Source organism: Arthrobacter sp. 4R501 (assembly GCF_002929755.1).
Lineage (GTDB): Bacteria > Actinomycetota > Actinomycetes > Actinomycetales > Micrococcaceae > Arthrobacter.
Map to the genome: position 1 here is coordinate 77,367 of NZ_PJIW01000004.1, position 22,981 is coordinate 100,347.

A 22,981-nucleotide genomic window follows, 5' to 3' on the forward strand; every position below is an offset into this window, starting at 1 on the left:
GAAACGACAACTACTCACGAACGGACGTCAACGATGACTGTGCCCACCTACACAGAACGCCGGCCGGCACCGCCTGCCGGCAGGCCCGGCCTGGCCGCGCAACTGCTGCGCCGCAAGCCGATCGGACAGATGGTCAATGAAGCCGAAACAGGCCATGGCGGCACCCGCCTGATCCGCAGCTTCGGCGTTTTCCAGTTGACCATGATCAGCGTCGGCGCGACCCTGGGAACCGGTATTCTGGTGATCCTGGGCGAATCGGTTCCGCTGGCCGGGCCGGCCATCTGGATCTCCTTTGCCATCGCTGGACTCGCCGCCCTGCTGTCCGCGGTGTCCTACGCCGAAATGGCCGGACTGGTTCCGGTGGCAGGTTCCAGCTATTCCTACAGCTACGCCACTTTGGGCGAGGGTATGGCCTGGATCTGTGGCTGGTGCCTCGTGCTCGAATACGCAGTCTCGGTTGCGGCGGTGGCAGTTGGGGCCGGCCAGTACGTGAACGAGTCCCTGGCGGTCTTCGGCCAGTTCCTGCCCGACGCAATCTCCCAGCCACCCGGAGACGGCGGAGTGGTGAACGTCCCGGCGATGGTCATCGTTCTGCTCGCCATGATCCTGCTGGTTCGCGGCGCCAAGGAAAGCGCCTGGATTAACACCGCCATCGTGGTGGTCAAAGTGGGAATCCTGATCTTCTTCTGCGCCGTGGCTTTCACCGCCTTCAGCGCCGGCAACTTCGAGCCTCTCCTGCCCATGGGCGCTGCTGGTGTCTCAGCCGCCGCGTCCAGCGTCTTCTTCTCCTACATCGGCTTCGACGCGGCGTCCACGGCCGGTGAGGAAGCCCGCAATCCCAAGCGCGACCTGCCGCGGGCCATCATGCTCTCGATGCTGATCGTCACCACCATCTATGTCCTGGTTGCCGTCGCGGCCGTCGGCGCCCGTCCCTGGGGCTGGTTCGACGGTAATGAAGCAGCACTCGTGAAGATACTTGAGGAAACCACCGGACAGCCGTGGATCGCCCTGGTCTTCGCCGTCGGCGCGGTCCTTGCGATCGCCAGCATTGTGCTGACTGTCCTTTACGGACAGACCCGTATTCTTCTCTCCATGGCCCGCGACGGGCTTATTCCAAAAATCTTCGGCCGGGTCTCCGCGAGGACCGGCACACCGGTTGCGGGCACCCTGATCGTGGGCCTCCTCGTGGCAGTCACGGCCGGCCTGGTTCCACTCGGCGCCCTGGCTGACGCCACGAGCATAGGCACCCTCTTCGCCTTCGCGCTGGTGAACGTTGCCGTCATCTACCTGCGCCGTGTGCGGCCTGAACTCAAGCGGACCTTCCGGGTCCCGCTGTTTCCGCTTACGCCCATCCTCGGAGCGCTCATGTGCGCCTACCTCATGGCCAACCTGGGCGCCGACACCTGGGTGACCTTCGGAATCTGGATGCTGGTGGGCCTGGCCGCCTACTTCGGCTACGGACGCCGGAACTCCAGGGTAGCGGCGCTGAGCCACGAGGAATACCGTGAGCTGAGCAGGCCGGAATCTTCAACGCCGTCCACTCCCGAACAATCGAAGGCAGAGCTTTCATGACCGTCGCCACCGAACTCCCGGCTTCTGACCCGTCCAGCACCCCGGCTGGTCCCATCACCATGCTGAACCCCGATTTTCCGTTCAGCTACGACCACTACCTCGCCCATCCGGCAGGGCTCGGCGCGGTTCCGCCGGAGCTGTACGGCACCGAGGTGGCAGTTGTAGGAGCGGGCCTTTCGGGCCTCGTCACGGCCTACGAACTGATGAAGCTGGGCCTGCGCCCTGTCATCTATGAAGCGGATCAGATCGGCGGCCGCTTGCGGACGGCCGGTTTTCCGTCCGCTCCCGGCGTGGTGGCCGATCTGGGCGGCATGCGGTTCCCCGTGTCGGGCAGGGCTTTCTACCACTACGTGGACCTGCTGGGGCTGGACACCCAGGATTTCCCCAACCCGCTGGCACCCGTCACGTCCAGCACCGTGATCGAACTGGCCGGCCAGAAGTACTACGCCGAGACCGCCCAGGACCTGCCGCCGTTCTTCCGCGAGGTGGCCGATGCCTGGAAAGCCGCGGTGAACGACGGCGCGAAGTTCGTCGAAATGCAGGAGGCCATCCGGGCCCGGGACACGGGCCGGATCAAGGAGCTCTGGAACGAGCTGCTGCCGCTCATGGACGAGCAGACCTTCTATGGGTTCATCGCCGGGAGCGAGTCATTCAAGGAAGCCGGCTTTGCGCACCGGGAGGCCTTTGGCCAGGTGGGTTTTGGCACCGGTGGCTGGGACACTGACTTCCCCAACTCCATCCTGGAAATCCTGCGCGTGGTCTACACCGACGCCGATGACCAGCATCGGCTCATCAGCGGGGGAGCCCAACGGCTGCCCGAGGCACTATGGCAGCACGCGCCGTCGGGCATGGCCCACTGGCCGGACGGAACGTCCCTGGCGTCGCTCCACTCCGGCACGCCCCGCGGGGCTGTGGGCAGGATCAGCCGCGATGCCGATGGCGACCTCCGGATCAGGGAGCGCTGGGGCCGTGAGGCCAGCTACCCTGCGGTGGTGACCACGTGCCAGTCCTGGCTGCTGTCCACGCGCATCCACACCGAGGAGGCACTGTTCCCGGCCGAACTGTGGACTGCGATCGAGCGTTCGCACTACATGCAGTCCTCCAAGACGTTTGTGATGGTGGACCGGCCGTTCTGGAAGGACGTCGACCCGGATACCGGCCGTGAAGTCCTGTCCATGACACTGACGGACCGGCTGAACAGGGCCACATACCTCCTGGATGACGGTCCGGACAAGCCGGCAGTGATCCTGCTGTCCTACACGTGGAACGATGACGCGCTTAAATGGCTGGCGCTGGACGCCGACGAACGCGTTGAGCTGATGCTGCACTCGCTGGAGCAGATCTACCCTGGCGTGGACATCGCCAGCCACATCGTGGGCCAGCCCATCACGGTTTCCTGGGAAGCGGACCCCAACTTCATGGGCGCCTTCAAAGCGAACCTGCCGGGGCATTACCGCTACCAACAGCGCCTCTTCACGCACTTCAAGCAGGACAAGCTGCCCGAATCCCAGCGCGGGATTTTCCTCGCGGGTGACGACGTGTCCTTTACCGCGGGCTGGGCCGAAGGCGCCGTGACCACCGGCCTGAACGCGGTTTGGGGTGTGGTGAACCATCTGGGCGGGACATCGGCGCCGGGCAACCCCGGACCCGGTGAACTCCTGGACGCCATCGGGCCCATCGCCTTGGACTGAGGGGGTGGGACTAGCCGTGCAGCTCCCGGTGCGCGCGGGCCAGTTCCACGTAGCGGGCGGCATTCTGCTTCACGCCGTCGAACTCCTCGTCGGTGAGTTCCCGCCGTACCTTGGCGGGGACGCCGGCCACGAGTGACCGGGGCGGCACTACCGTGCCTTCCAGGACCACGGCACCTGCCGCCACGAGCGAGCCGGTGCCGATCACGGCGCCGTTGAGCACAGTGGCGCCCATACCGATCAGGCAGTCGTCCTCCACGGTGCAGCCATGGACGACGGCGGCGTGCCCCACACTGACCCCGGCCCCGACGCTGCAGGGGAAGCCCGGATCGGCGTGCAGCACCACGTTGTCCTGCAGGTTGCTGCCGGCGCCGACGCTGATGGCCGCTGTGTCCGCACGGACCGACACACCGTAGAAGGCGCTCGAATCCTCAGCGAGCGTGGCCCTGCCGATGATCGACGCCGTCGGGGCGATGAAGGCGGATGCATGGACGGCCGGTGATGCGCCGGCGAAATCGTAAAGAGGAGCCATGGGCCAAGCCTAGGACATCCGTGCCCCTCACGTGGGAGAGGCAGGGGTGCGGAGGATCAGGAACTGGTAGTGCTGCGTCCAGGTCCCCGCGCCCGGTCCGGATTCCTCGCCGTTCCCCTCCGGCCAGGTGACAAAGTCCTCGATGGCACCGTGCCGGCCAAAGACCCGCCGCACCGTCGCGTCGCTGCGCCGGCTGAAGAACCGGGGTTCGACGTCGTCCTCGGGGTTCAGGACCTCTTCATCCTCACCGGACCAGAGGCCGACGGCGATGGGCGCGCTGGGTGCCGTGACGCGCACCAGTTCGCGCAGGACGCCGTCGATATCAGTGGCGGGGACGTGCAGCAGCGTGCTCATGGTCCAGAGGGCCGGGAAGGTTCCGTCCGGGAAGGGCAGCTGCCGGGCGCTGGCCACGGAGACGTCCAGGCCCTTCGCCCGGGACCTGCGGACGTGCTCCTCGGAGAGGTCAACGCCGGTGTAATGGATGCCGGCCCGGACGAACTCCAGGCCATCGAGCCCCATGCCGGAGCCGATCTCCAGGACGTTGTGCCGGCCCTCGGCCTTGAGCAGCGAGATGAACCGTTCACGCTGTTCTACCCGCTGGGGCGCAAGCGGATGTTCCGTGCCGGACGCCGCGCGGCGGTTATAGAACTCGGCGAGGCGCTGCTCGTTGCCCGGTTCCTCCAGTGCATTCTCAACTGCGTCCATGGCCAACGACCTTAAATAGGGGACCGCTTAGTTAAAGACCACTGTCCGGTTGCCGTCCAGCAGCACTCGGTGTTCGGCATGCCATTGGACGGCCTGCGTCAAAGTGCGGCCTTCCACGTCCCGGCCCATCTGCACGAACTGCTCCGGAGTGCGGGCGTGGTCCACGCGGATGACTTCCTGCTCGATGATGGGGCCCTCGTCCAGCGCGGCCGTGACGTAGTGGGCAGTGGCGCCGATCAGCTTCACGCCGCGGGCATGAGCCTGGTGGTAGGGCTTGGCGCCCTTGAAGGACGGCAGGAACGAGTGGTGGATATTGATGGCCTTGCCGGTGAGCTCCGCGCACAGGTCATCCGAAATGATCTGCATGTAGCGGGCCAGGACGGTCAGCTCGATGTCGTGCTCGGCCATGAGGGCCCGCAGCTTGTCCTCGGCCTGGGCCTTGGTGTCCGGGGTGACCGGGATGTGGTGGAACGGGATGCCGTAGAACTCGGCCAGCCCGGCCAGGTCACGGTGGTTGGAGACAATGGCGGGGATCTCGATGGGCAGGGTGCCGGAGCGCTGCTGGAACAGGATGTCGTTGAGGCAATGTGCGGACGTGCTGGCCATCAGCAGCGTGCGCACCTTCTGGCCCACGGGGTTGAGGCTCCACTGCATGCCGAAGGAGTGGACCACCGGCTCAAGGGCGGCCCGGACCTCGGCCCTGGAGGCCGTCGTCGTCGCTTCCACCCGCATAAAGAAGTTGCCGGTTGCGGGGCTGCCATACTGCTGCGAGTCCAAAATATTACAGCCCGCCACCAGCAGCGCTCCGGCCACTGCGTGGACAATTCCGGGGCGGTCTGGGCAGGACAATGTCAATACGTAAGCTCGGTTCAGCTGCTCTTCAGTCACAACTACAAGCCTACCCGCGCGGTCCGCCCGCGTTTGGTAGTCTGGTGGGGTCGCAACTGGCGTTGGGTGGCTAACCACCAGGGAGTGGCAATCACGAAGACCACGGATCGTACGCCTGGGCCGAGGGTCATGTCTTACCGGAACTGCATCCTCTGAGGGTGCGGTTCGTTTTCACGCCCTGTCATCAAGGGGCGGTGATGAGCGCCAGCCGGTAGCCTGACCTTAGCAGTGCCCGTATCCCTAGCCAGGAGTTTTTCGTGACTACTACCGCCACCACAACAGTCGCCGTCAGCAACCAGTCGCTGGCCGAGCTTGACCCCGAAATCGCAGCAGTCCTCAGCCAGGAACTTGGCCGCCAGCGCGGCACCCTGGAAATGATCGCCTCCGAAAACTTTGCCCCGCGCGCTGTGATGGAAGCACAGGGCTCGGTCCTGACCAACAAGTACGCCGAGGGTTACCCGGGCCGCCGTTACTACGGCGGCTGCGAATATGTGGATATCGCGGAGCAGCTGGCCATCGACCGCGTCAAGGCACTGTTCGGTGCCGAGTACGCCAACGTCCAGCCGCACTCCGGTGCCCAGGCCAACGCCGCAGCACTGTCCGCCATGATCACCCCCGGTGACAAGATCCTGGGCCTGTCCCTGAGCCACGGCGGCCACCTGACCCACGGCATGAAGCTCAACTTCTCCGGCAAGCTCTACAACGTGGCTGCCTACCAGGTGGAGCCGGACAACTTCCGCGTTGACATGGACAAGCTGCGCGAACAGGCCATCGCCGAGAAGCCCCAGGTCATCATCGCCGGCTGGTCCGCCTACCCGCGCCACCTGGACTTCGCGGCCTTCCGCGCCATCGCCGATGAAGTGGGCGCGCTGCTCTGGACCGACATGGCACACTTCGCCGGACTGGTGGCTGCGGGGCTGCACCCGAGCCCGGTGCCGTACTCCGACGTCGTCACCTCCACCGTGCACAAGACCCTCGCCGGCCCGCGCTCCGGTGTGATCCTGGCCAAGCAGGAGTGGGCCAAGAAGATCAATTCCAACGTCTTCCCGGGCCAGCAGGGCGGGCCGCTCATGCACGTCATTGCAGCCAAGGCCGTTGCCTTCAAGATCGCCGGCACAGAGGAATTCAAGGAGCGCCAGGAGCGTGTCCTCGAAGGCGCCAAGATCATCGCTGACCGCCTCAACGAGTCCGACGTCTCCGACGCTGGCGTCTCCGTCCTCACCGGCGGCACCGACGTGCACCTGGTCCTGGTGGACCTGCGCAACTCCCAGCTCGACGGCCAGCAGGCCGAGGACCTCCTGCACTCCGTGGGCATCACCGTGAACCGCAATGCGGTTCCGTTCGACCCCCGCCCGCCGATGGTCACCTCCGGCCTGCGCATCGGCACCCCGGCCCTCGCCACCCGCGGCTTCGGTGCTGCCGAGTTCACCGAGGTGGCAGAGATCATCGCCACTGCACTGAAGGCCGGCACCGCCACGGACGTCGAGGCACTTCAGTCCCGCGTGGACAAGCTCGCCGCCGATTTCCCGCTGTACCCGCAGCACGAGCAGTGGTAGTCCATGACCATTGAAACTGGAACTGCACAGATTCTTGACGGCAAGGCTACCGCCGCTGCCATCAAGGCCGAGCTGACCTTACGCGTGGCCGCACTCAAGGCCAAAGGCGTCGTCCCCGGGCTGGGCACCATTTTGGTGGGCTCCGATCCCGGGAGCACCTGGTACGTGGGTGGCAAGCATAAGGACTGCGCGGAGGTGGGTATCACGTCCATCCGCCGCGACCTGCCGGAGGAGACCACGCAGGACGAACTCCTGGCCGTGGTCCGCGAGCTGAACGACAACCCGGAATGCACCGGCTACATCGTGCAGCTTCCCTTGCCCAAGCACATCAACCAGGACGTCATCCTGGAGGCCATGGATCCGGACAAGGACGCCGACGGCCTGCACCCAATGAACCTGGGCCGCCTGGTGGCCAACGTCAGCGGACCCATGACCTCGCCGCTGCCGTGCACCCCCAAGGGCTGCGTGGAACTCCTCACCCGGCACGGCATCAGCCTCAAGGGCAAGCGCGTCCTCGTGGTGGGCCGCGGCGTGACCATCGGCCGTCCCGTCGGGCTGCTGCTGACCCGCAAGGACGTCAACGCCACGGTCATCCTGGCGCACACCGGCACCGTGGACCTGGCCGCCGAACTCCGACAGGCCGACGTCGTGATCGCCGCCGCGGGAGTCCCGCACATGATCAAGGCGGCGGACCTGAAGCCGGGCGCAATAGTGCTCGACGTCGGCGTGAGCCGTGTTGACGACGGCAACGGTAAGGCAGTGGTCACCGGAGACGTGGACCCCGCTGCTGCCGACGTCGCCTCGTGGATCTCCCCGAATCCGGGCGGCGTAGGGCCGATGACCCGCGCCATGCTGCTCGCCAATGTGGTGGAGACCGCGGAGCGCCAGGCGGGAGTCGCCTAGTCCCGGCGTAGAACAAACAACGCCCGACGGCGGTCCGCACCTTGGCACTCAAGGCGCGGGCCGCCGTCGGCCGTTTCAACGACTTCCCGCCCCAAGTGGCTGGCAGTTAACGCACTGAAAACGCGTTTTGGGAGCGTTAACTGCGAGTTAGTTGGGTGAGGCGGGGTGTGGTGTTCGCCGGGGGTGGAAGGTGCCCTGGGGCTCTGCTGCGTTTGAGACAATGGACGCATGCGATCTCTGGGTAACACTCAATCTCCGTCCGGCCGGTCCAAGGGCGGCTTCTCCATGCTGCGGATAAGCGGTCCGGGAATGATGGTCTTTGTCATCGCGTTCATCGTTGCCGTGATCTTTGCCGCGAACCAGAACGACGTCGTGGGCTGGGTTGTCGCCATCATCGCCGCCTTCTGGCTGGCCCTCGCAGCCTTTGTGGTGTTCAGCATCCAGAAGGCCGCCAAAAAAGCCGGCGCGAAGCTGACGGAAGCCCAGAACGCATTCAACAGCGCAGCCGGCCGTGCGCCGTCGTCGTCTTCAGCCGACCACGGCGGCACCCGGGTGGTGTACGAGCGGAACGAAGCGGACGAAGTCCGCGACCTCAAGCTGGACCACTCCTTCAAGATCGTCCAGGTCCAGATCCAGGTAGTGGAGAAGGAACGCGCCAAGGGTGAGGCAGCGGACCAGGATACGATCCGCCGCGCGCTGGAGACCATCGAGATCACCGCCACCAATGCCCGCGACATGATCCGCGCCTCCGGTGGCACCGGGGACCCGGTCAGCGGAACCATCATCGACTAGAGTAGTGCGGGTGATCTCGGCATTGAAGAAGGACCACCTTCGCATCGCATCAGTCAACGTCAACGGCCTCCGGGCTGCCTACAAGAACGGTATGGCGGCATGGCTGGAGCCCCGCGAGGTGGACATTCTATGCCTCCAGGAAGTCCGGGCCCCTGACGCGATCGTCCGCCAGCTGCTCGGTGATGGCTGGCACATCCTGCACGCCGAAGCCGAGGCCAAAGGCCGCGCCGGCGTCGCCATTGCGTCCCGTGAAGAGCCGCTGGAAACCCGTATCGGCATCGGCGATGACTACTTCGCCACCGCCGGACGCTGGGTTGAGGCTGATTTCAGGGTGACCGACGCCGAGGGGAACCCCGCGCAGCTGACCGTTGCCAGCGCCTACGTGCACTCCGGTGAAGTGGGCACACCGAAGCAGGTGGACAAGTACCGCTTTTTGGATGTCATGACCACCAGGCTGCCGGAACTGTCCAAGCACAGCGACCACGCACTCGTCGTGGGCGATCTCAACGTGGGCCACACCGAACGGGACATCAGGAACTGGAAGGGCAACGTCAAGAAGGCCGGCTTCCTGCCTGACGAACGCGCCTATTTTGACCGCTTCTTCGGCGAGGACATCGGCTGGAAGGATGTCCACCGTGGCCTGGCGGGCGACGTCGACGGCCCCTACACCTGGTGGTCACAGCGTGGGCAGGCGTTCGACAACGACACCGGCTGGCGTATCGACTACCACATGGCCACCCCGGACCTCGCCGCCGCCGCGTTCTCGGCAGTGGTGGACCGGGCACCCTCGTGGGACACCCGTTTCTCTGACCATGCCCCGCTGGTAGTGGACTACCGGCTCTAAGCCCCGAAGGTTTCTTCCCATGACTAGCCCGACTTCCCCGGCGCCTAAGAAACGCATCCTCTCCGGCGCCAAGCCCACGGCGGACTCCCTGCACCTGGGCAACTACATTGGCGCTGTCCGCAACTGGGTGGACATGCAGGCCGAATATGATGCCGTCTTCTTCATCCCGGATCTGCACGCCATCACCGTGGACTTCGATCCCGCCGAGCTCGCCAAGCGCACCCGCGTGGTGGCCGCGCAGTACATTGCCGCCGGCATCGACCCGGACAAAAGCATCTTCTTTGTGCAGTCCCACGTCCCCGAGCACGCGCAGCTGGCCTGGGCACTGAACTGCATCACCGGTTTCGGCGAGGCGTCCCGGATGACGCAGTTCAAGGACAAGACGCAGAAGTCGGGCGCGGACGCCGCAACTCTTGGCCTGTTTGCGTACCCCACGCTCATGGCAGCGGACATCCTGCTGTACCAGACTGACCTCGTGCCGGTGGGCGAGGACCAGCGGCAGCACCTGGAGCTCACCCGGAACCTGGCCCAGCGCTTCAATACGCGCTTCGGCCACACGTTCACCGTGCCGGAGGCTACCATCCTGAAGGCCACCGCCAAGATCTACGACCTCCAGAGCCCGACTGCCAAGATGTCGAAGACAGGCGGGTCGCCCCACGGTTCCATCCAGCTGCTGGAGGACCCCAAGCTCGCTGCGAAGCGCATCAAGTCCGCGGTCACTGACACCGGATCCGAGGTCCGGTTCGATGCCGAAGCCAAGCCCGGGATCTCCAACCTCCTCACCATCTACTCCACGCTCACCGGGAAGTCCATCGCTGAGCTGGAGGCCGAGTACGAGGGCAGGATGTACGGCCACCTGAAAGTGGACCTTGCGGAAGTCATGGTGGAGTTCATCACGCCGCTGCGGAACCGCACGAACGAACTGATGGCTGACCCGGCCGAGCTGGACCGGTTGCTGGCCCAGGGCGCCGAGCGGGCCAGGGAAATCGCCGCAGTGACCCTTGGTCAGGTCTATGAGCGCATGGGCTTCCTGCCGTCCCTCAGCCTCGCAGGCGTCCGCTAGCTCGATGTCGGCCGCCAGCAATGTCAGTGAAGGAATGAGCGTAGGCGTCATTCTGGGATTCCCCCCTGCCATCGCCGAGGAACTTCAACGGTGGCGCGCCTCCTTCGGGGACCCCATGGCGGGGGTGGTGCCCGCGCACATCACGCTGGTCACCACCACACCCACCCAGGACTGGGCAGCCACTGAGGCGCACGTCCGCGAGGTGGCGCGGCGGCAGGTCCCGTTTATGGTCACCATTGCCGGGACCGGAACGTTCCGCCCGGTATCCCCGGTGGTCTACATCAACGTGGAGGACGGGTTCGAATCCTGCGTGGAGCTGCACGAAAAACTCCAGACGGGCCCTCTGCGACGCGAGCTGCCGTTCTCATACCACCCGCATGTCACCATCGCCCACGATGTTGCGCCCGAAAGCCTGGACGAAGCCGAAACGGTGCTTGAAAGTTACCGGGCAACGTTCCCGGTGGTTAGCATGGGACTCTACGAGCACGATGCCGACGGCATCTGGCAGCTACGGGAAGAGTTGGACTTTGGGACCGAAACTGACGACGCCGGCGGGTCCTTCGCCGCGGACGCCAACACAGCCGCGGACGCCGACGCAAACGGAGCCACCGCTCCCCACTGAACAGGCCCGCCTGAAGCTGGAAATCATCCAGAAACGGATGGAGTGGGCCAAAGCCAGAAGGTCCGACGGCGGCCCTGTGGCCAGCTCGCTGGCGATGCTCCAGTGGCTGCTGGCCAGGCTTAATGCCTTCCGCCCGATGCGCGCGTGGCAGCACTACAACCTCCAGCACGGCCCGTTGATGAGCGCCGGCATCGGCTTCAACATGTTCTTCTCCATCACCGGCCTGCTGGCCACGGGTTTCTCCGTTGCCGGCCTGGTGCTGCGCGGCCAGCCTGCCCTGCTGGACACCATCATCGGCAGCGTGGCCAGGAGTGCGCCCGGACTGCTCAAGGTGGGCGGGGGAGAAGGGCTGGTTGATCCGAAGGACCTCCTGAACCCGGACGGCCTCGGCTGGACCGCCGTGATTGCCGCCGTGGTTACGGTCATCACGTCCCTGGGCTGGATCGCCGGACTACGCGACGGCCTGCGCGGCGTAGTGCAGCTGCCGCCCCTGAAAATCAACCCGATTGTCCTCAAACTGCGCGACGCCGGCACCCTCCTGCTCCTGGGAGTGGCCCTGGTGATCAGCGCCGGAGCCTCCCTGGTGTTCGGCACGGCGGCCGGCTGGGCCACGGACTTCCTGCAGCTCGATCCGGCGGTGGCAGGTCCGCTGACCACCGTGATCAAGATCGGTGTGCCGCTGACGCTCAACTGGGTCACGGCGGTCATCATGTTCCGGCTGGCCGGTGGGCTCAAGCTCTCCCGGCGGGCACTCCTGGAGGGGACCATCCTTGCCGCGGTGGGCACCACCGTCCTGCAGGTCTTCAGCACTGAACTGCTGGCCGGTGCGGGACGGAACCCCATCCTGGCGCCGTTTGCCATCATTATCGGCCTGCTGATCTGGTTCAACCTGGTCAGCCAGGTCTACCTCGTGTCCGCCGGCTGGTCCACCATCCGTGAAGAGGACCTCAGGAGCGCACCCACCGGCCAGGACAAAGCCCTGTGGGGCTCCCGGCAGGTCCAGCCCGGCAAAGTACCCGTGGAGGGCCACAGCGACGGAAAGGGCCCCGGCCCCGGGCACCAGGGCAGCCCGGCAGTTACTTCCCGGCGTCGAGGTACTGGTCGGCCCAGGCAGAAATAATCCTGGCCGCCCGGGCTGCCTGGCCCTTGCCGGTCAGCAGGTGGTCACTGCCTTCGAGCGAGACGAAGTTCCGCGGATGGCGCGCCGTCTGGAAGATCGTGCTGGCGTTCTCGATGCCCACAGTGTTGTCCGTGGGGGAGTGAAGGACCATCAGCGGCTTATGCAGCTGCCGGATGCAGTCAGTGAGGTCCGCTTTCTCCAGGTCCTCCACAAAGTGCTTCCGGATCTCCACGCGTTTCCCGCCGAGGTCCACTTCCGCGCTGCCCTCGCTGAGGATCTTGTCCAGTGCCGCGTCAAAGACGTGGGCCACGTGCTTGGGTGAGAAAGGGGCCGCAACTGTTGCGACGGCGTCGAGCTCCGGGATCTGGCGGGCGGCCGAAAGCACCGCCGCGCCGCCGAAGGAGTGGCCCACCAACAGCGAGATAGCCCTCCCCTGGCTGCGCATGAACTCGGCGGCCACCACGGTGTCCGCCACCTTGTGGCTGAAGGAGCCCTCCGACCAATATCCGGCGGACTCGCCCAGGCCCAGGTTGTCGAAACGGAGCATCCCGATACCGGTGTCAGCCAGGGCCTTGCACATGCGGGACGCCGCGGGGCTGTCCTTGCCCAGGGTGAAGCCGTGGGAGAACACACCCCAGCCCCGCACCGGCCCCTCCGGGACGTCGATGATGCCGGACAGGAGCTCGCCGGTGGATCCTTCGAAGCTGACCTTTTCGGAGCGGGACATCGCGTACTGCTTTCGTTGGTGGCGTCAGGTGTTAAACAACGACGGCGCCCATCCCACCTAAGGTGGGTGACGCCGTCGTAAGCAAGAACCTGAATTAGATCTTACGGGAGAGAATTGCCTGCTTGACCTCGGCGATCGCCTGGGTCACCTGGATGCCGCGGGGGCATGCTTCGGAGCAGTTGAAGGTGGTGCGGCAACGCCACACGCCTTCCTTGTCGTTCAGGATTTCCAGGCGCATGTCGCCGGCATCATCACGGGAATCGAAGATGAAGCGGTGGGCGTTGACGATCGCGGCCGGGCCGAAGTACTGCCCGTCGGTCCAGAACACCGGGCAGGAGGACGTGCACGCCGCGCAGAGGATGCACTTGGTGGTGTCGTCGAAGCGCTCACGGTCCTCGGCGGACTGCAGGCGTTCCTTGGTGGGCTCGTGGCCCTTGTTGATCAGGAACGGCATGACTTCGCGGAAGGACTGGAAGAACGGCTCCATGTCCACAATCAGGTCCTTCTCCACCGGCAGGCCCTTGATGGGCTCAACGGTGATGGGCTTGGTGGTGTCCAAGTCCTTCAGGAGCGTTTTGCAGGCAAGGCGGTTGCGGCCGTTGATGCGCATGGCATCGGAACCGCAGACACCGTGGGCGCAGGAACGGCGGAACGAAACGCTGCCGTCAATTTCCCATTTGACCTTGTGCAGGGCGTCCAGCACGCGGTCGGTGCCGTACATGGTCACCTTGAAGTCTTCCCACGTGGCGTCCTCGGACACCTCAGGGTTGTAACGGCGTACGCGCAGGGTGACGTCGAACGTGGGGATCTCTCCGCCGCCTCCGATGTGTGCGGGCAGTTCGATCTTGGAGGCTGGCTCAGCAAGTTCAGCGGTCATCTTAGTACTTCCTCACCATCGGCTCGTAGCGGGTAAAAACGACCGGTTTGGTGCCCAGACGGATGCCGGCTGTTGTTTCCGCGGACCCCGCGGTGCCGTCGGCCGGGGCGTGGTCATCCTTGTACGCCATGGAGTGCTTCATGAATTTTTCGTCGTCGCGTTCCGGGAAGTCCTCGCGGAAGTGTCCGCCGCGGGATTCCTCCCGGTGCAGGGCGGCCACGGTCATGACCTTGGCCAGTTCCAGCAGGAAGCCCAGCTCAACGGCTTCGAGCAGGTCCAGGTTGAAGCGCTTGCCCTTGTCCTGGACGCTGATCTTCTTGTACCGCGCCTCGAAGGACTCAATGTCCCTCAGGACCTGGTTCAGGGTGTCAGCCGTACGGAACACCTGCATGTTGGCGTCCATGGTGTCCTGGAGTTCCTTGCGGATCACCGCCACCTTCTCGTCGCCGTTGCCGTTGCGGGCAATATCCAGCAGCTCGATGGTGTAGGCCTCCGGGTCCTCCGGGAGGTCCACGAAGTCAGCAGTCTTGGCGTACTCCGCGGCGGCGATGCCGGCGCGCTTGCCGAACACGTTGATGTCCAGCAGTGAGTTGGTGCCGAGGCGGTTGGAGCCGTGGACCGAAACGCAGGCAACCTCACCGGCGGCGTAAAGGCCCGGGACCACGGTGTCGTTGTCCTGCAGGACCTCGGTGGTGATGTTGGTGGGGATGCCGCCCATGGCGTAGTGCGCCGTGGGGAACACCGGAACCGGCTCCGTGTACGGTTCCACACCCAGGTAGGTGCGGGCGAACTCGGTGATGTCCGGGAGCTTGGCATCGATGTGTGCCGGCTCCAGGTGGGTCAGGTCAAGGAGGACGTAGTCCTTGTTCGGGCCGCAGCCGCGGCCTTCACGGACCTCGTTGGCCATGGAACGGGCCACGATGTCACGTGGTGCCAGGTCCTTGATGGTGGGGGCGTAGCGCTCCATAAATCGCTCACCCTCGGAGTTACGCAGGATGGCGCCCTCGCCGCGTGCGGCTTCGGAAAGCAGGATGCCCAGGCCAGCGAGGCCTGTCGGGTGGAACTGGAAGAACTCCATGTCCTCCAGCGGAATGCCCTTCCGGAACGCGATGCCCATGCCGTCGCCGGTCAGGGTGTGGGCGTTCGAGGTGGTCTTGAAGACCTTGCCGGCGCCGCCGGTAGCGAAGATCACGGACTTGGCCTGGAACACGTGGAGCTCACCGGAGGCGAGGTCATAGGACACGACGCCGGCAACGCGCTTCTGCTTGTACGGCGTGCCGTCCTCGCGGACGGCGTCTTCCTCGACCGTCAGGAGGTCGAGGACGTAGTACTCGTTGTAGAACTCCACGTTGTGCTTGACGCAGTTTTGGTACAGCGTCTGCAGGATCATGTGGCCGGTGCGGTCCGCTGCGTAGCAGGCGCGGCGGACGGGTGCCTTGCCGTGGTCGCGGGTGTGGCCACCGAAGCGGCGCTGGTCGATCCGGCCTTCGGGCGTGCGGTTGAACGGCAGGCCCATCTTTTCCAAGTCCAGCACGGCGTCGATGGCTTCCTTCGCCATGACCTCGGCGGCGTCCTGGTCAACCAGGTAGTCGCCGCCCTTAATGGTGTCAAAGGTGTGCCATTCCCAGTTGTCTTCTTCGACATTGGCAAGGGCCGCACACATACCACCCTGCGCCGCACCGGTGTGCGAGCGGGTGGGGTAGAGCTTGGTCAGTACTGCTGTTCGCGCGCGCTGACCGGACTCGATCGCGGCGCGCATGCCAGCGCCACCGGCACCGACGATGACGACGTCGTACTTATGGACCTGCATACTTGGGCGCTCTTTCTCTCAAAATTCGCTATAAAACAACGGGCCGGCGTTGCCTGCACCGCAAAATACAGCCTGCGGCTCACCGCGGGCAGCGGATGATCTGGCTACGCGGGGCAGAAGCCGCCGGGCAGCGGAACGCCGTCAACCACGGGGCACGGGTTGAAGGTGAAGATCACCAGGGTGCCGAGGACGATGATCACGGTGGTGGCCGCGTAGAGGACGATCTTGAGCCAGAGTCGGGTGGAATCCTTCTCGGCGTAGTCGTTGATGATAGTGCGTACGCCGTTGGTGCCGTGCAGCATGGCCAGCCACAGCATGGCGAGGTCCCAGATCTGCCAGAACGGGTCAGCCCACTTGCCGGCGACGAAGCCGAAGTCGATGGCGTGGATGCCTTCGCCCACCAGGAGGTTCACGAAGAGGTGCCCGAAAATGAGCACCACCAGCACCACGCCGGAAAGGCGCATGAACAGCCAGGCGAACATTTCGAAGTTGCCCCGGCTTGCGCCGGTGCGGCGGTACTGGGGGGAAATTTTCCCACTGCGTGGGCTGTCGATCGTTGCAGTCATGGCTCAGTGACCTCCGAGTGCGAGGGAAAGGTGGCGGATGGAGAAGCCGACCATAACCACTACCCACAGGGCCAGGACGGTCCACAGCATCTGGCGCTGGTACTTGGCGCCCTTCTTCCAGAAGTCGACTGCGATGATCCGCAGGCCGTTAAAGGCGTGGAAGACAATCGCGGCAACCAGGCCCGTTTCACCCAGGGCCATAAGGGGGTTCTTGTAGGCACCGATAACAGCCGTGTAGGCCTCCGGGGACACACGCACCAATGAGGTGTCCAGCACATGGACCAACAAGAAGAAAAAGATCACTACACCGGTAATCCGGTGTCCTACCCAGGACCACATGCCTTCACGGCCGCGGTACAAGGTGCCAGCTGGTTTTGTCGGCACTGATAAACCTCCCTGCAACACAGCGGCGCTGGCATGAGATCCACGCGGGGGGAACGCCTGCTGCGAGAGCAACTCGTAGCTCAGGCCTAAATCTAGGCTTCGCTCACAGCTTATTCAATTTAGGAACTCCTTGGTGACCCCGCAATGCCTGCGTTTTGCCTGCAGATGAGACGAACACCACACCATGGCGTGTGCCTGCGGGAGTTGGCGGAGGGTTCTGAAAGGGCAGTTCACGGCTCGTCAGCTAAAGTAGCCGTGATGAGTACAGACAAAGTGACAAGCCCGGATTCACCCCTGAACCGCTTTATTGCGGTCATTCCGGCAGGCGGAGTGGGGACCCGCCTCTGGCCCCTGTCACGGGCAGCAGCTCCCAAATTCCTCCATGACCTCACCGGGTCCGGCAGCACTTTGCTGCGCGCCACCTACGACCGCCTCGAGCCGCTGGCCGGCAGGCGCGTCCTCGTGGTGACCGGCACTGCACACCGGGCCGCCGTCTGCCGCCAGCTGCCCGAGGTCCAGGAGTCGGACCTGGTCCTGGAGAGTGAGCCCAAGGATTCCGGCGCCGCCATCGGCCTGGCTGCCGCCATCCTGTACCAGCGTGACCCGGACACCATCATGGGTTCCTTCGCCGCTGACCAGGTCATCAGTCCTGACCACCTGTTCCAGCAGGCCGTCCGCGAGGCCATCCACACGGCCGCCGCCGGCAAGATCGTGACCATCGGCATCAAGCCGACCCACCCGTCCACCGGCTTCGGTTACATCCGCGCCGGCGAGGCACTCAACATCGAAGGTGCCCCCAGCGCCCAGGCCGTGGTGGAGTTCGTGGAGAAGCCGGACGAGGAAGTTGCCCAGCAGTATGTGGACAGCGGTGAGTATGTCTGGAACGCAGGAATGTTCGTGGCTCCCGTTGCCCTGATGCTGAGGCACCTTGAGGCCAACCAGCCGGAGCTGTTCAAGGGCCTGCAGGAGATCGCCCAGGCTTGGGACACTCCCGAACGTGATGTCGTCACAGCCCGCGTCTGGCCCACATTGCCCAAGATCGCCATTGACTATGCGGTGGCGGAGCCCGCCGCCGCTGCCGGCGATGTGGCCGTTGTGCCGGGCACCTTCGGATGGGACGACGTCGGGGACTTTGCTTCGGTGGGTCGGCTCAACAGTGCGCGGGAAGTCGATGACGTCACCGTTATCGGTGAAGGCGCCCGGGTTTTCACTGAAAACGCCAGCGGTGTGGTGGTTTCGGACACGAAGCGCGTGATCGCCCTGATCGGCATCAAAGATGTGGTCATCGTTGACACGGGCGATGCCCTCCTGGTGACCACCAAGCAGCACGCGCAGCGGGTCAAGGGAGCCGTTGACGCGCTCAAGGCCAGTGGCGACACCGACGTTCTGTAACCCGGTCGGGAGTGTCCAGGCGCGGCACAATCTGTAACGCGCCCGCCCTGATGACGCTATTCCGTGGACGCTCGCTAGAGTAAATGAGTGCGTAATTACACTACTGAAGCCGAGCCCACCGCATTAGTGCGGCCATGGTTGGAACCCCTCCTGCCGGAGCTGATCGACTTCCGCCGGGATCTGCACGCGCACCCCGAGCTTTCCTTCAAGGAATTCCGCACCACAGACAAGCTTGTGGAGCGGCTCGAGGCCGCCGGACTGGCTCCGCGGCGGCTTGAAGGCACCGGCCTCACCGTCGACATCGGCGAGGGTCCCATCGCCACAGCGCTCCGGGGCGACATTGACGCCCTGCCCATCATCGAGGAAACGGGGCTGCCGTTTGCCTCGAAGAACCATGGCGTCACGCATGCCTGCGGCCACGACGTCCACACCGCCGCCATGCTGGGCGTGGCGTTGGTCCTCCAGCGCATGCACCTGGAAGCCCCCCTTGCCGGCACTGTCCGGATCATCTTCCAGCCAGCGGAGGAGACCATGCCCGGCGGTGCGCTGTCCTGCATCGAGCAGGGTGTCCTGGAGGGTGTGCCCCGCATCCTGGCGCTGCACTGCGATCCAAGGATCGACGTCGGACGCATCGGTACGCGCATCGGCGCCATCACTTCCGCCTCGGACACCATCAGGATCGAGCTGAGCGGCCGCGGCGGCCATACCTCCCGTCCGCACCTGACGGAGGACCTCGTGTTCGCCCTGGCACAGATCGCCGTGAATGTTCCGGCTGTGCTGTCCCGCCGAGTTGACGTGCGCAGCGGTGTCTCTGTGGTGTGGGGCCATATCTCCGCCGGATCGGCGCCGAACGCCATTCCCGGCACGGGCTTCATGGCCGGGACCATGCGCTGCCTGGACCGCGATGCCTGGAAGGACGCCGGCGAGCTCCTGGACGAAGTGGTACATCAGGTGGCCGCGCCCTACGGTGTCGAAGTACGCCTGGAGCACACCAGGGGAGTGCCGCCGGTGGTCAACTCGGAGCACGAGACCGCGCTTATCGAGGCCGCAGCCCGCGCCGAAATTGGTGAGGGCGCCGTTGTGCTTACGCCGCAGTCCATGGGCGGCGAAGACTTCGCCTGGTTCCTGGCTGAGCGGCCTGGCGCCATGATGCGCCTGGGTACCAAGACCCCCGGCGGCGAAGAGTACGACCTTCACCGCGGTGACTACATCCTGGACGAACGCGCCCTGGGCCTGGGTATCCAGGTCCTCACGGCAGCGGCCCTCCGGACCATCCGCGACCTCTAGCCCCCGCTCCCCGAGCTACCCAACCGCCTGGCGCGAACGGACGCTTAATCCCTCGCCCTCCCGCGCGAACGAAAACTCAAGCCCTCGCCCTCCCGCGCGAACTGGCAGATAACACCCTCAAATCCCGGTTTTGAGGGTGTTATCTGCTCGTTCGCGCGTCCCTTTGGCAAGGTAAGTTGTGCACAATTGAATTGTGGACTATCGTCTTGGGTATGACTGAAGCCCCCCGCCTCGACCGCCAGGTGTGTTTTGCGCTGTACTCCGCGTCCCGTGCGGCAACAGCGGTCTACCGCCCCGTCTTGGAAGACCTCGGCCTGACGTACCCGCAGTATCTGGTGATGCTGGTCCTCTGGGAATCGGAGCCGAAGGGCGTCAAGGAGCTCGGCGAGGAACTGGGCCTTGACTCCGGCACGCTGTCGCCGCTGCTCAAGCGGCTTGAGGCTATGGGGCTCGTGGAGCGCCGCCGGTCCGGGGAAGATGAGCGCCGTGTTGCAGTCCACCTGACCCCGGCCGGACGCTCGCTCAGCAGCAAGGCCAGCGGGATTCCACGGCACCTTGCGGACGCCGCCGGGTTGTCAGCCGATGAGCTGGAACAGCTTCGCACCACTCTTGAAAGGCTCACCGAAGCCCTTCACCGCGCGCACTGAGCGCCCAAGATTTCCGTTATCCACATCCAACAGGACGGACCACATATGAAGACTCTCTACACTGCCGAGGCCCTGGCTTCCGGCGAAGGCCGCGACGGCAACGCACGCACCAATGACGGCAAGCTGGATGTCAGTCTTGCCAGCCCCGTGGAGCTGGGCGGTGACGGCCAAGGAACCAATCCGGAGCAGCTTTTTGCCGCCGGTTACGCGGCATGCTTCCACTCAGCGCTCCGCCTCGTGGGGCGCAAGGAGCGCGCAGACCTGACCGATTCAGCCGTGGCGGCCAAGATCCACTTTGGCGCACTGAACGACGGGGTGGGCTACGGTCTCGCTGCTGAACTGGAGATCGCGGTTCCGGCCCTGGATCTCGCCACGGCCGAGTCCCTGGTGGCCAAAGCGCATCAGATCTGCCCCTATTCCAACGCCACCCGCGGAAACATGACGGTGGACATCAAGATCCTGGAGTTCGCAGCATGAGCGTGACAACGGCACTTCCAACATCCACCCGGGAAATCCGCCTGGCTTCCCGCCCGGTAGGGCGTCCCGTTCCAGAAAACTTCCGGCTGGCAGAGTCACCACTGCCGGAGCTTCAGGACGGCCAGATCCTGGTCCGCAACCGCTACATTTCCGTGGACCCCTATATGCGCGGCCGCATGAACGACGTCAAGTCGTACTCGGCCCCGTTCGCCCTGGATGCAGCGCTCGACGGCGGCGCCATCGGTGAGGTCATCGCGTCCAGGGCCGAGGGGCGGAAGGTGGGGGACGCCGTCGTCCATCAACTGGGCTGGCGGGAATTCGCGGTCCTGGACGCAGACGCAACCTCGGTTGCCCGCACGGACCTTGCGCCGGCGTCGGCGTTCCTTGGTGCGCTGGGCATGACCGGCCTGACGGCGTACGCCGGCCTGCTCAAAGTGGCGGAGTTCAAGCCCGGCGATGCCGTGTTCGTGTCAGGTGCGGCGGGTGCCGTGGGCTCTCTTGTGGGCCAGATCGCCAAGGCGATGGGCGCTTCCACGGTCATCGGCAGCGCGGGAACCGCGGAGAAGGTGGCCCGGCTGCTGGAACTAGGCTTCGACGCCGCGTTCAACTACAACGACGGGCCTGTGCGGGAACAGCTTGTCCAGGCCGCTGGACCCGCAGGTATTGACGTGTATTTCGACAACGTGGGTGGCGATCATCTGGAGGCTGCCCTGGCGGTCCTGAATGTGGGCGGCCGTGTGGCCATGTGCGGCGCGATAGCCCAGTACAACTCCACCGAACCCACGCCGGCGCCGCGGAACCTCGCCCTTGCCATCGGCAAGCAGCTCACCCTGCGGGGGTTCCTGGTCAGCGGACAGCGCCAGCACAGCGCTGAGTTCTTCGGCAAGATGTCAGCCTGGTTGGCGGACGGAACAGTGCGGTATGACGAGACCGTGGTGGACGGACTGGAGAATGCGCCCCAGGCCTTCATGGATCTGCTCGACGGCGCGAACACCGGCAAGATGCTGGTGCGCCTCTAAGCTCCCCACCAGCGCGAACGGACACTTGGGGCCCCGCCCGGCGGGCCGCAAGTGTCCGTTCGCGCTTAATGGGAGGGTGCGGAACCGCCGTCTTCTACTGGTTGGTAACAAATTCTCAACAATCTTCGGGATCCGGCGCCAATGTGGTAGCGGATGTGCTGCAGGCCACTAATGTTGGTTCCATCAGAGCGCTTCGGCGCAGTGCTGCGGACCGTCAGTGAAAACAGAATTTCAGGGTTGAAACAGACACTCATTGAATTCACGTCGTAGCGCCTCTCTCTTCGTCCTGGAGGAATCTTGAAGACATCACTGCGTGCACACCTCAAGCGCGGTTCAGTTGCAAGCGTGGCCACCATGGGTGCTGCCGCACTCCTGCTGACCAGTTGCGGTGCGCCGCCCGAAGCCGGCAGCCCCACCGCGACGGCCACTGACTACACAGGCTGCATCGTCTCGGACTCCGGCGGATTCGATGACCAGTCGTTCAACCAGTCCTCCTATGATGGCCTGAAGAAGGCCGAGGCTGACTTGGGCATCAAGGTCAACCAGGCCGAGTCCAAGACCAACAACGACTTCGAGCCAAACCTCCGCGCCATGGTTGCCGCCAACTGCGATCTCACCCTGACCGTCGGCTTCTTGCTGGGTGATGCCACCAAGAAGCAGGCTACGGACAACCCAGACCGCCACTTTGCCATCATCGACTTCGGCTACGACCCGCCCATCAGCAACGTCAAGCCGATTATCTACGACACCGCCCAGGCAGCGTTCCTGGCCGGTTACCTGGCAGCAGGCACCACCAAGACAGGAAGTGTGGCCACGTTCGGCGGCAGGGAGATTCCCACCGTAACCATTTTCATGGATGGGTTTGCCGACGGCGTCAAGTACTACAACGAGCAGAAGGGCAAGGACGTCAAGGTCCTTGGCTGGGACAAGGCGGCCCAGGATGGCAGCTTCACGGGCGACTTTGAAAAGCAGGACAAGGGCAAGCAGCTCACCCAAAACTTCCTTGACCAGGGCGCGGACATTGTGATGCCCGTCGCCGGTCCGGTAGGCAAGGGAGCCGGTGCAGCCCTGATGGAGGCGAAAGCGGCCGGCAAGGACGTCAAGATGATCTGGGTTGACTCCGACGGATTCCTGACCGCACCCGAATACAAGGACATCATGCTTTCCTCGGTCATGAAGCTTATGGGCGAAGCCGTTGAAACCGTGGTCAAGGACGACAAGGAAGGCAAGTTCGCCAACACGCCATATGTCGGCACCTTGGCGAACGACGGCGTCCAGCTGGCACCTTTCCACAGCTTCGACGGGCAGGTCCCGTCCGACCTGAAGTCCGAGCTGGACCAGCTCAAGAAGGACATCGTCGACGGCAAGCTGAAGGTCGTATCTGCGGCAAGCCCCAAGGTATAGTCATCCTCGCCAAGCGCCGCCCCCGGATGGTCATCGACTGCCCGGGAGGTGGCGCTTTGCGTTGCAATGCATGCCTCCGCGCTACCGCCCACCCGAGGCTGCAGGC

General features: G+C 64.7%; 23 protein-coding genes. 15 read left to right on the forward strand and 8 right to left on the reverse strand.

All coding sequences use genetic code 11. The features are described from left to right. Window positions 1–33 precede the first annotated feature (33 nt). Both CXR02_RS04705 and CXR02_RS04710 read left to right on the forward strand, forming a co-directional pair. Window positions 34–1,572, forward strand: a complete 1,539-nt coding sequence (locus CXR02_RS04705; RefSeq protein WP_104060950.1) for an amino acid permease — start codon at window positions 34–36, stop codon at window positions 1,570–1,572. Further along, window positions 1,569–3,263 carry an NAD(P)/FAD-dependent oxidoreductase gene (locus CXR02_RS04710; protein ID WP_181037121.1) on the forward strand — a complete coding sequence of 565 codons (1,695 nt, stop codon included), beginning with the start codon at window positions 1,569–1,571 and terminating at the stop codon, window positions 3,261–3,263. The genes CXR02_RS04705 and CXR02_RS04710 overlap by 4 nt, the downstream gene beginning before the upstream one ends. 10 nt (window positions 3,264–3,273) lie before the next feature. Here the strand turns inward: CXR02_RS04710 and CXR02_RS04715 are convergent, their stop codons facing one another. From CXR02_RS04715 to purU, 3 genes are read right to left on the reverse strand one after another with little or no spacing between them, the layout of a single operon-like run. Next, a complete protein-coding gene (locus tag CXR02_RS04715; RefSeq protein ID WP_104060951.1) occupies window positions 3,274–3,792 on the reverse strand; it encodes a gamma carbonic anhydrase family protein in 519 nt (172 codons plus the stop codon). A gap of 27 nt (window positions 3,793–3,819) precedes the next feature. Next, on the reverse strand, window positions 3,820–4,497 hold the full coding sequence (locus CXR02_RS04720; protein ID WP_104060952.1) for a class I SAM-dependent methyltransferase: 678 nt from the start codon (window positions 4,495–4,497) through the stop codon (window positions 3,820–3,822). Between the two features lie 27 nt (window positions 4,498–4,524). Then, on the reverse strand, window positions 4,525–5,385 hold the full coding sequence (gene purU / locus CXR02_RS04725; RefSeq protein ID WP_056347250.1) for a formyltetrahydrofolate deformylase: 861 nt from the start codon (window positions 5,383–5,385) through the stop codon (window positions 4,525–4,527). Window positions 5,386–5,642: 257 nt separating this feature from the next. Here purU and glyA point away from each other — a divergent pair, with 257 nt between their 5' ends. From glyA to CXR02_RS04760, 7 genes are all read left to right on the forward strand, one after another. After that, entirely contained in the window at window positions 5,643–6,941 is a 1,299-nt protein-coding gene (glyA, locus tag CXR02_RS04730; RefSeq protein ID WP_104060953.1) for a serine hydroxymethyltransferase, read from the forward strand. A gap of 9 nt (window positions 6,942–6,950) precedes the next feature. Next, window positions 6,951–7,844 (forward strand): bifunctional methylenetetrahydrofolate dehydrogenase/methenyltetrahydrofolate cyclohydrolase, encoded by an 894-nt coding sequence (locus CXR02_RS04735; RefSeq protein ID WP_104061081.1) that lies wholly within the window; start codon window positions 6,951–6,953, stop codon window positions 7,842–7,844. 228 nt (window positions 7,845–8,072) lie between these two features. After that, window positions 8,073–8,636, forward strand: a complete 564-nt coding sequence (locus CXR02_RS04740) for a hypothetical protein (RefSeq protein WP_104060954.1) — start codon at window positions 8,073–8,075, stop codon at window positions 8,634–8,636. A 10-nt stretch (window positions 8,637–8,646) separates the two neighbouring features. After that, window positions 8,647–9,480, forward strand: coding sequence for an exodeoxyribonuclease III (locus tag CXR02_RS04745; RefSeq protein ID WP_104061082.1), 834 nt, complete (start codon window positions 8,647–8,649; stop codon window positions 9,478–9,480). A 19-nt stretch (window positions 9,481–9,499) separates the two neighbouring features. Beyond that, a complete protein-coding gene (trpS, locus tag CXR02_RS04750; RefSeq protein ID WP_104060955.1) occupies window positions 9,500–10,543 on the forward strand; it encodes a tryptophan--tRNA ligase in 1,044 nt (347 codons plus the stop codon). A gap of 4 nt (window positions 10,544–10,547) precedes the next feature. Continuing rightward, on the forward strand, window positions 10,548–11,165 hold the full coding sequence (locus CXR02_RS04755; protein WP_258060786.1) for a 2'-5' RNA ligase family protein: 618 nt from the start codon (window positions 10,548–10,550) through the stop codon (window positions 11,163–11,165). A 37-nt stretch (window positions 11,166–11,202) separates the two neighbouring features. Continuing rightward, window positions 11,203–12,285, forward strand: coding sequence for a YihY/virulence factor BrkB family protein (locus CXR02_RS04760; protein WP_104060957.1), 1,083 nt, complete (start codon window positions 11,203–11,205; stop codon window positions 12,283–12,285). Here CXR02_RS04760 and CXR02_RS04765 read toward each other — a convergent pair. From CXR02_RS04765 to sdhC, 5 genes are all read right to left on the reverse strand, one after another. Next, window positions 12,242–13,012: a S9 family peptidase gene (locus CXR02_RS04765; RefSeq protein ID WP_104060958.1), complete on the reverse strand. Its 771-nt coding sequence runs from the start codon at window positions 13,010–13,012 to the stop codon at window positions 12,242–12,244. The two genes, CXR02_RS04760 and CXR02_RS04765, sit on opposite strands and share 44 nt — an antisense overlap. Window positions 13,013–13,106: 94 nt before the next feature. Then, complete coding sequence (locus CXR02_RS04770; protein ID WP_056347269.1) at window positions 13,107–13,889, reverse strand: succinate dehydrogenase iron-sulfur subunit; 783 nt, start codon at window positions 13,887–13,889, stop codon at window positions 13,107–13,109. Window position 13,890: 1 nt separating this feature from the next. Next, complete coding sequence (gene sdhA, locus CXR02_RS04775; protein WP_104060959.1) at window positions 13,891–15,699, reverse strand: succinate dehydrogenase flavoprotein subunit; 1,809 nt, start codon at window positions 15,697–15,699, stop codon at window positions 13,891–13,893. A 104-nt stretch (window positions 15,700–15,803) separates the two neighbouring features. After that, window positions 15,804–16,265, reverse strand: a complete 462-nt coding sequence (locus CXR02_RS04780; RefSeq protein WP_104060960.1) for a succinate dehydrogenase hydrophobic membrane anchor subunit — start codon at window positions 16,263–16,265, stop codon at window positions 15,804–15,806. A gap of 3 nt (window positions 16,266–16,268) precedes the next feature. After that, the gene (gene sdhC, locus CXR02_RS04785; protein WP_082576094.1) at window positions 16,269–16,649 is read right to left on the reverse strand and encodes a succinate dehydrogenase, cytochrome b556 subunit; all 381 of its coding nucleotides are present in this window, start codon (window positions 16,647–16,649) and stop codon (window positions 16,269–16,271) included. Between the two features lie 258 nt (window positions 16,650–16,907). On the opposite strand from sdhC, the gene CXR02_RS04790 reads away from it, so the two are divergent. From CXR02_RS04790 to CXR02_RS04815, 6 genes are all read left to right on the forward strand, one after another. Then, the gene (locus CXR02_RS04790) at window positions 16,908–18,041 is read left to right on the forward strand and encodes a mannose-1-phosphate guanylyltransferase (RefSeq protein ID WP_104060961.1); all 1,134 of its coding nucleotides are present in this window, start codon (window positions 16,908–16,910) and stop codon (window positions 18,039–18,041) included. An 87-nt stretch (window positions 18,042–18,128) separates the two neighbouring features. Then, window positions 18,129–19,328 carry an amidohydrolase gene (locus tag CXR02_RS04795; protein ID WP_104060962.1) on the forward strand — a complete coding sequence of 400 codons (1,200 nt, stop codon included), beginning with the start codon at window positions 18,129–18,131 and terminating at the stop codon, window positions 19,326–19,328. 212 nt (window positions 19,329–19,540) lie between these two features. Then, window positions 19,541–19,975 (forward strand): MarR family winged helix-turn-helix transcriptional regulator, encoded by a 435-nt coding sequence (locus CXR02_RS04800; RefSeq protein WP_056343580.1) that lies wholly within the window; start codon window positions 19,541–19,543, stop codon window positions 19,973–19,975. 45 nt (window positions 19,976–20,020) lie between these two features. Next, window positions 20,021–20,452 (forward strand): organic hydroperoxide resistance protein, encoded by a 432-nt coding sequence (locus tag CXR02_RS04805; RefSeq protein ID WP_104060963.1) that lies wholly within the window; start codon window positions 20,021–20,023, stop codon window positions 20,450–20,452. Next, complete coding sequence (locus tag CXR02_RS04810; protein ID WP_104060964.1) at window positions 20,449–21,471, forward strand: NADP-dependent oxidoreductase; 1,023 nt, start codon at window positions 20,449–20,451, stop codon at window positions 21,469–21,471. Before CXR02_RS04805 ends, CXR02_RS04810 begins: the two co-directional genes overlap by 4 nt. 297 nt (window positions 21,472–21,768) lie before the next feature. Beyond that, window positions 21,769–22,875, forward strand: coding sequence for a BMP family protein (locus CXR02_RS04815; RefSeq protein WP_258060791.1), 1,107 nt, complete (start codon window positions 21,769–21,771; stop codon window positions 22,873–22,875). The last annotated feature ends 106 nt before the right edge of the window (window positions 22,876–22,981 follow it).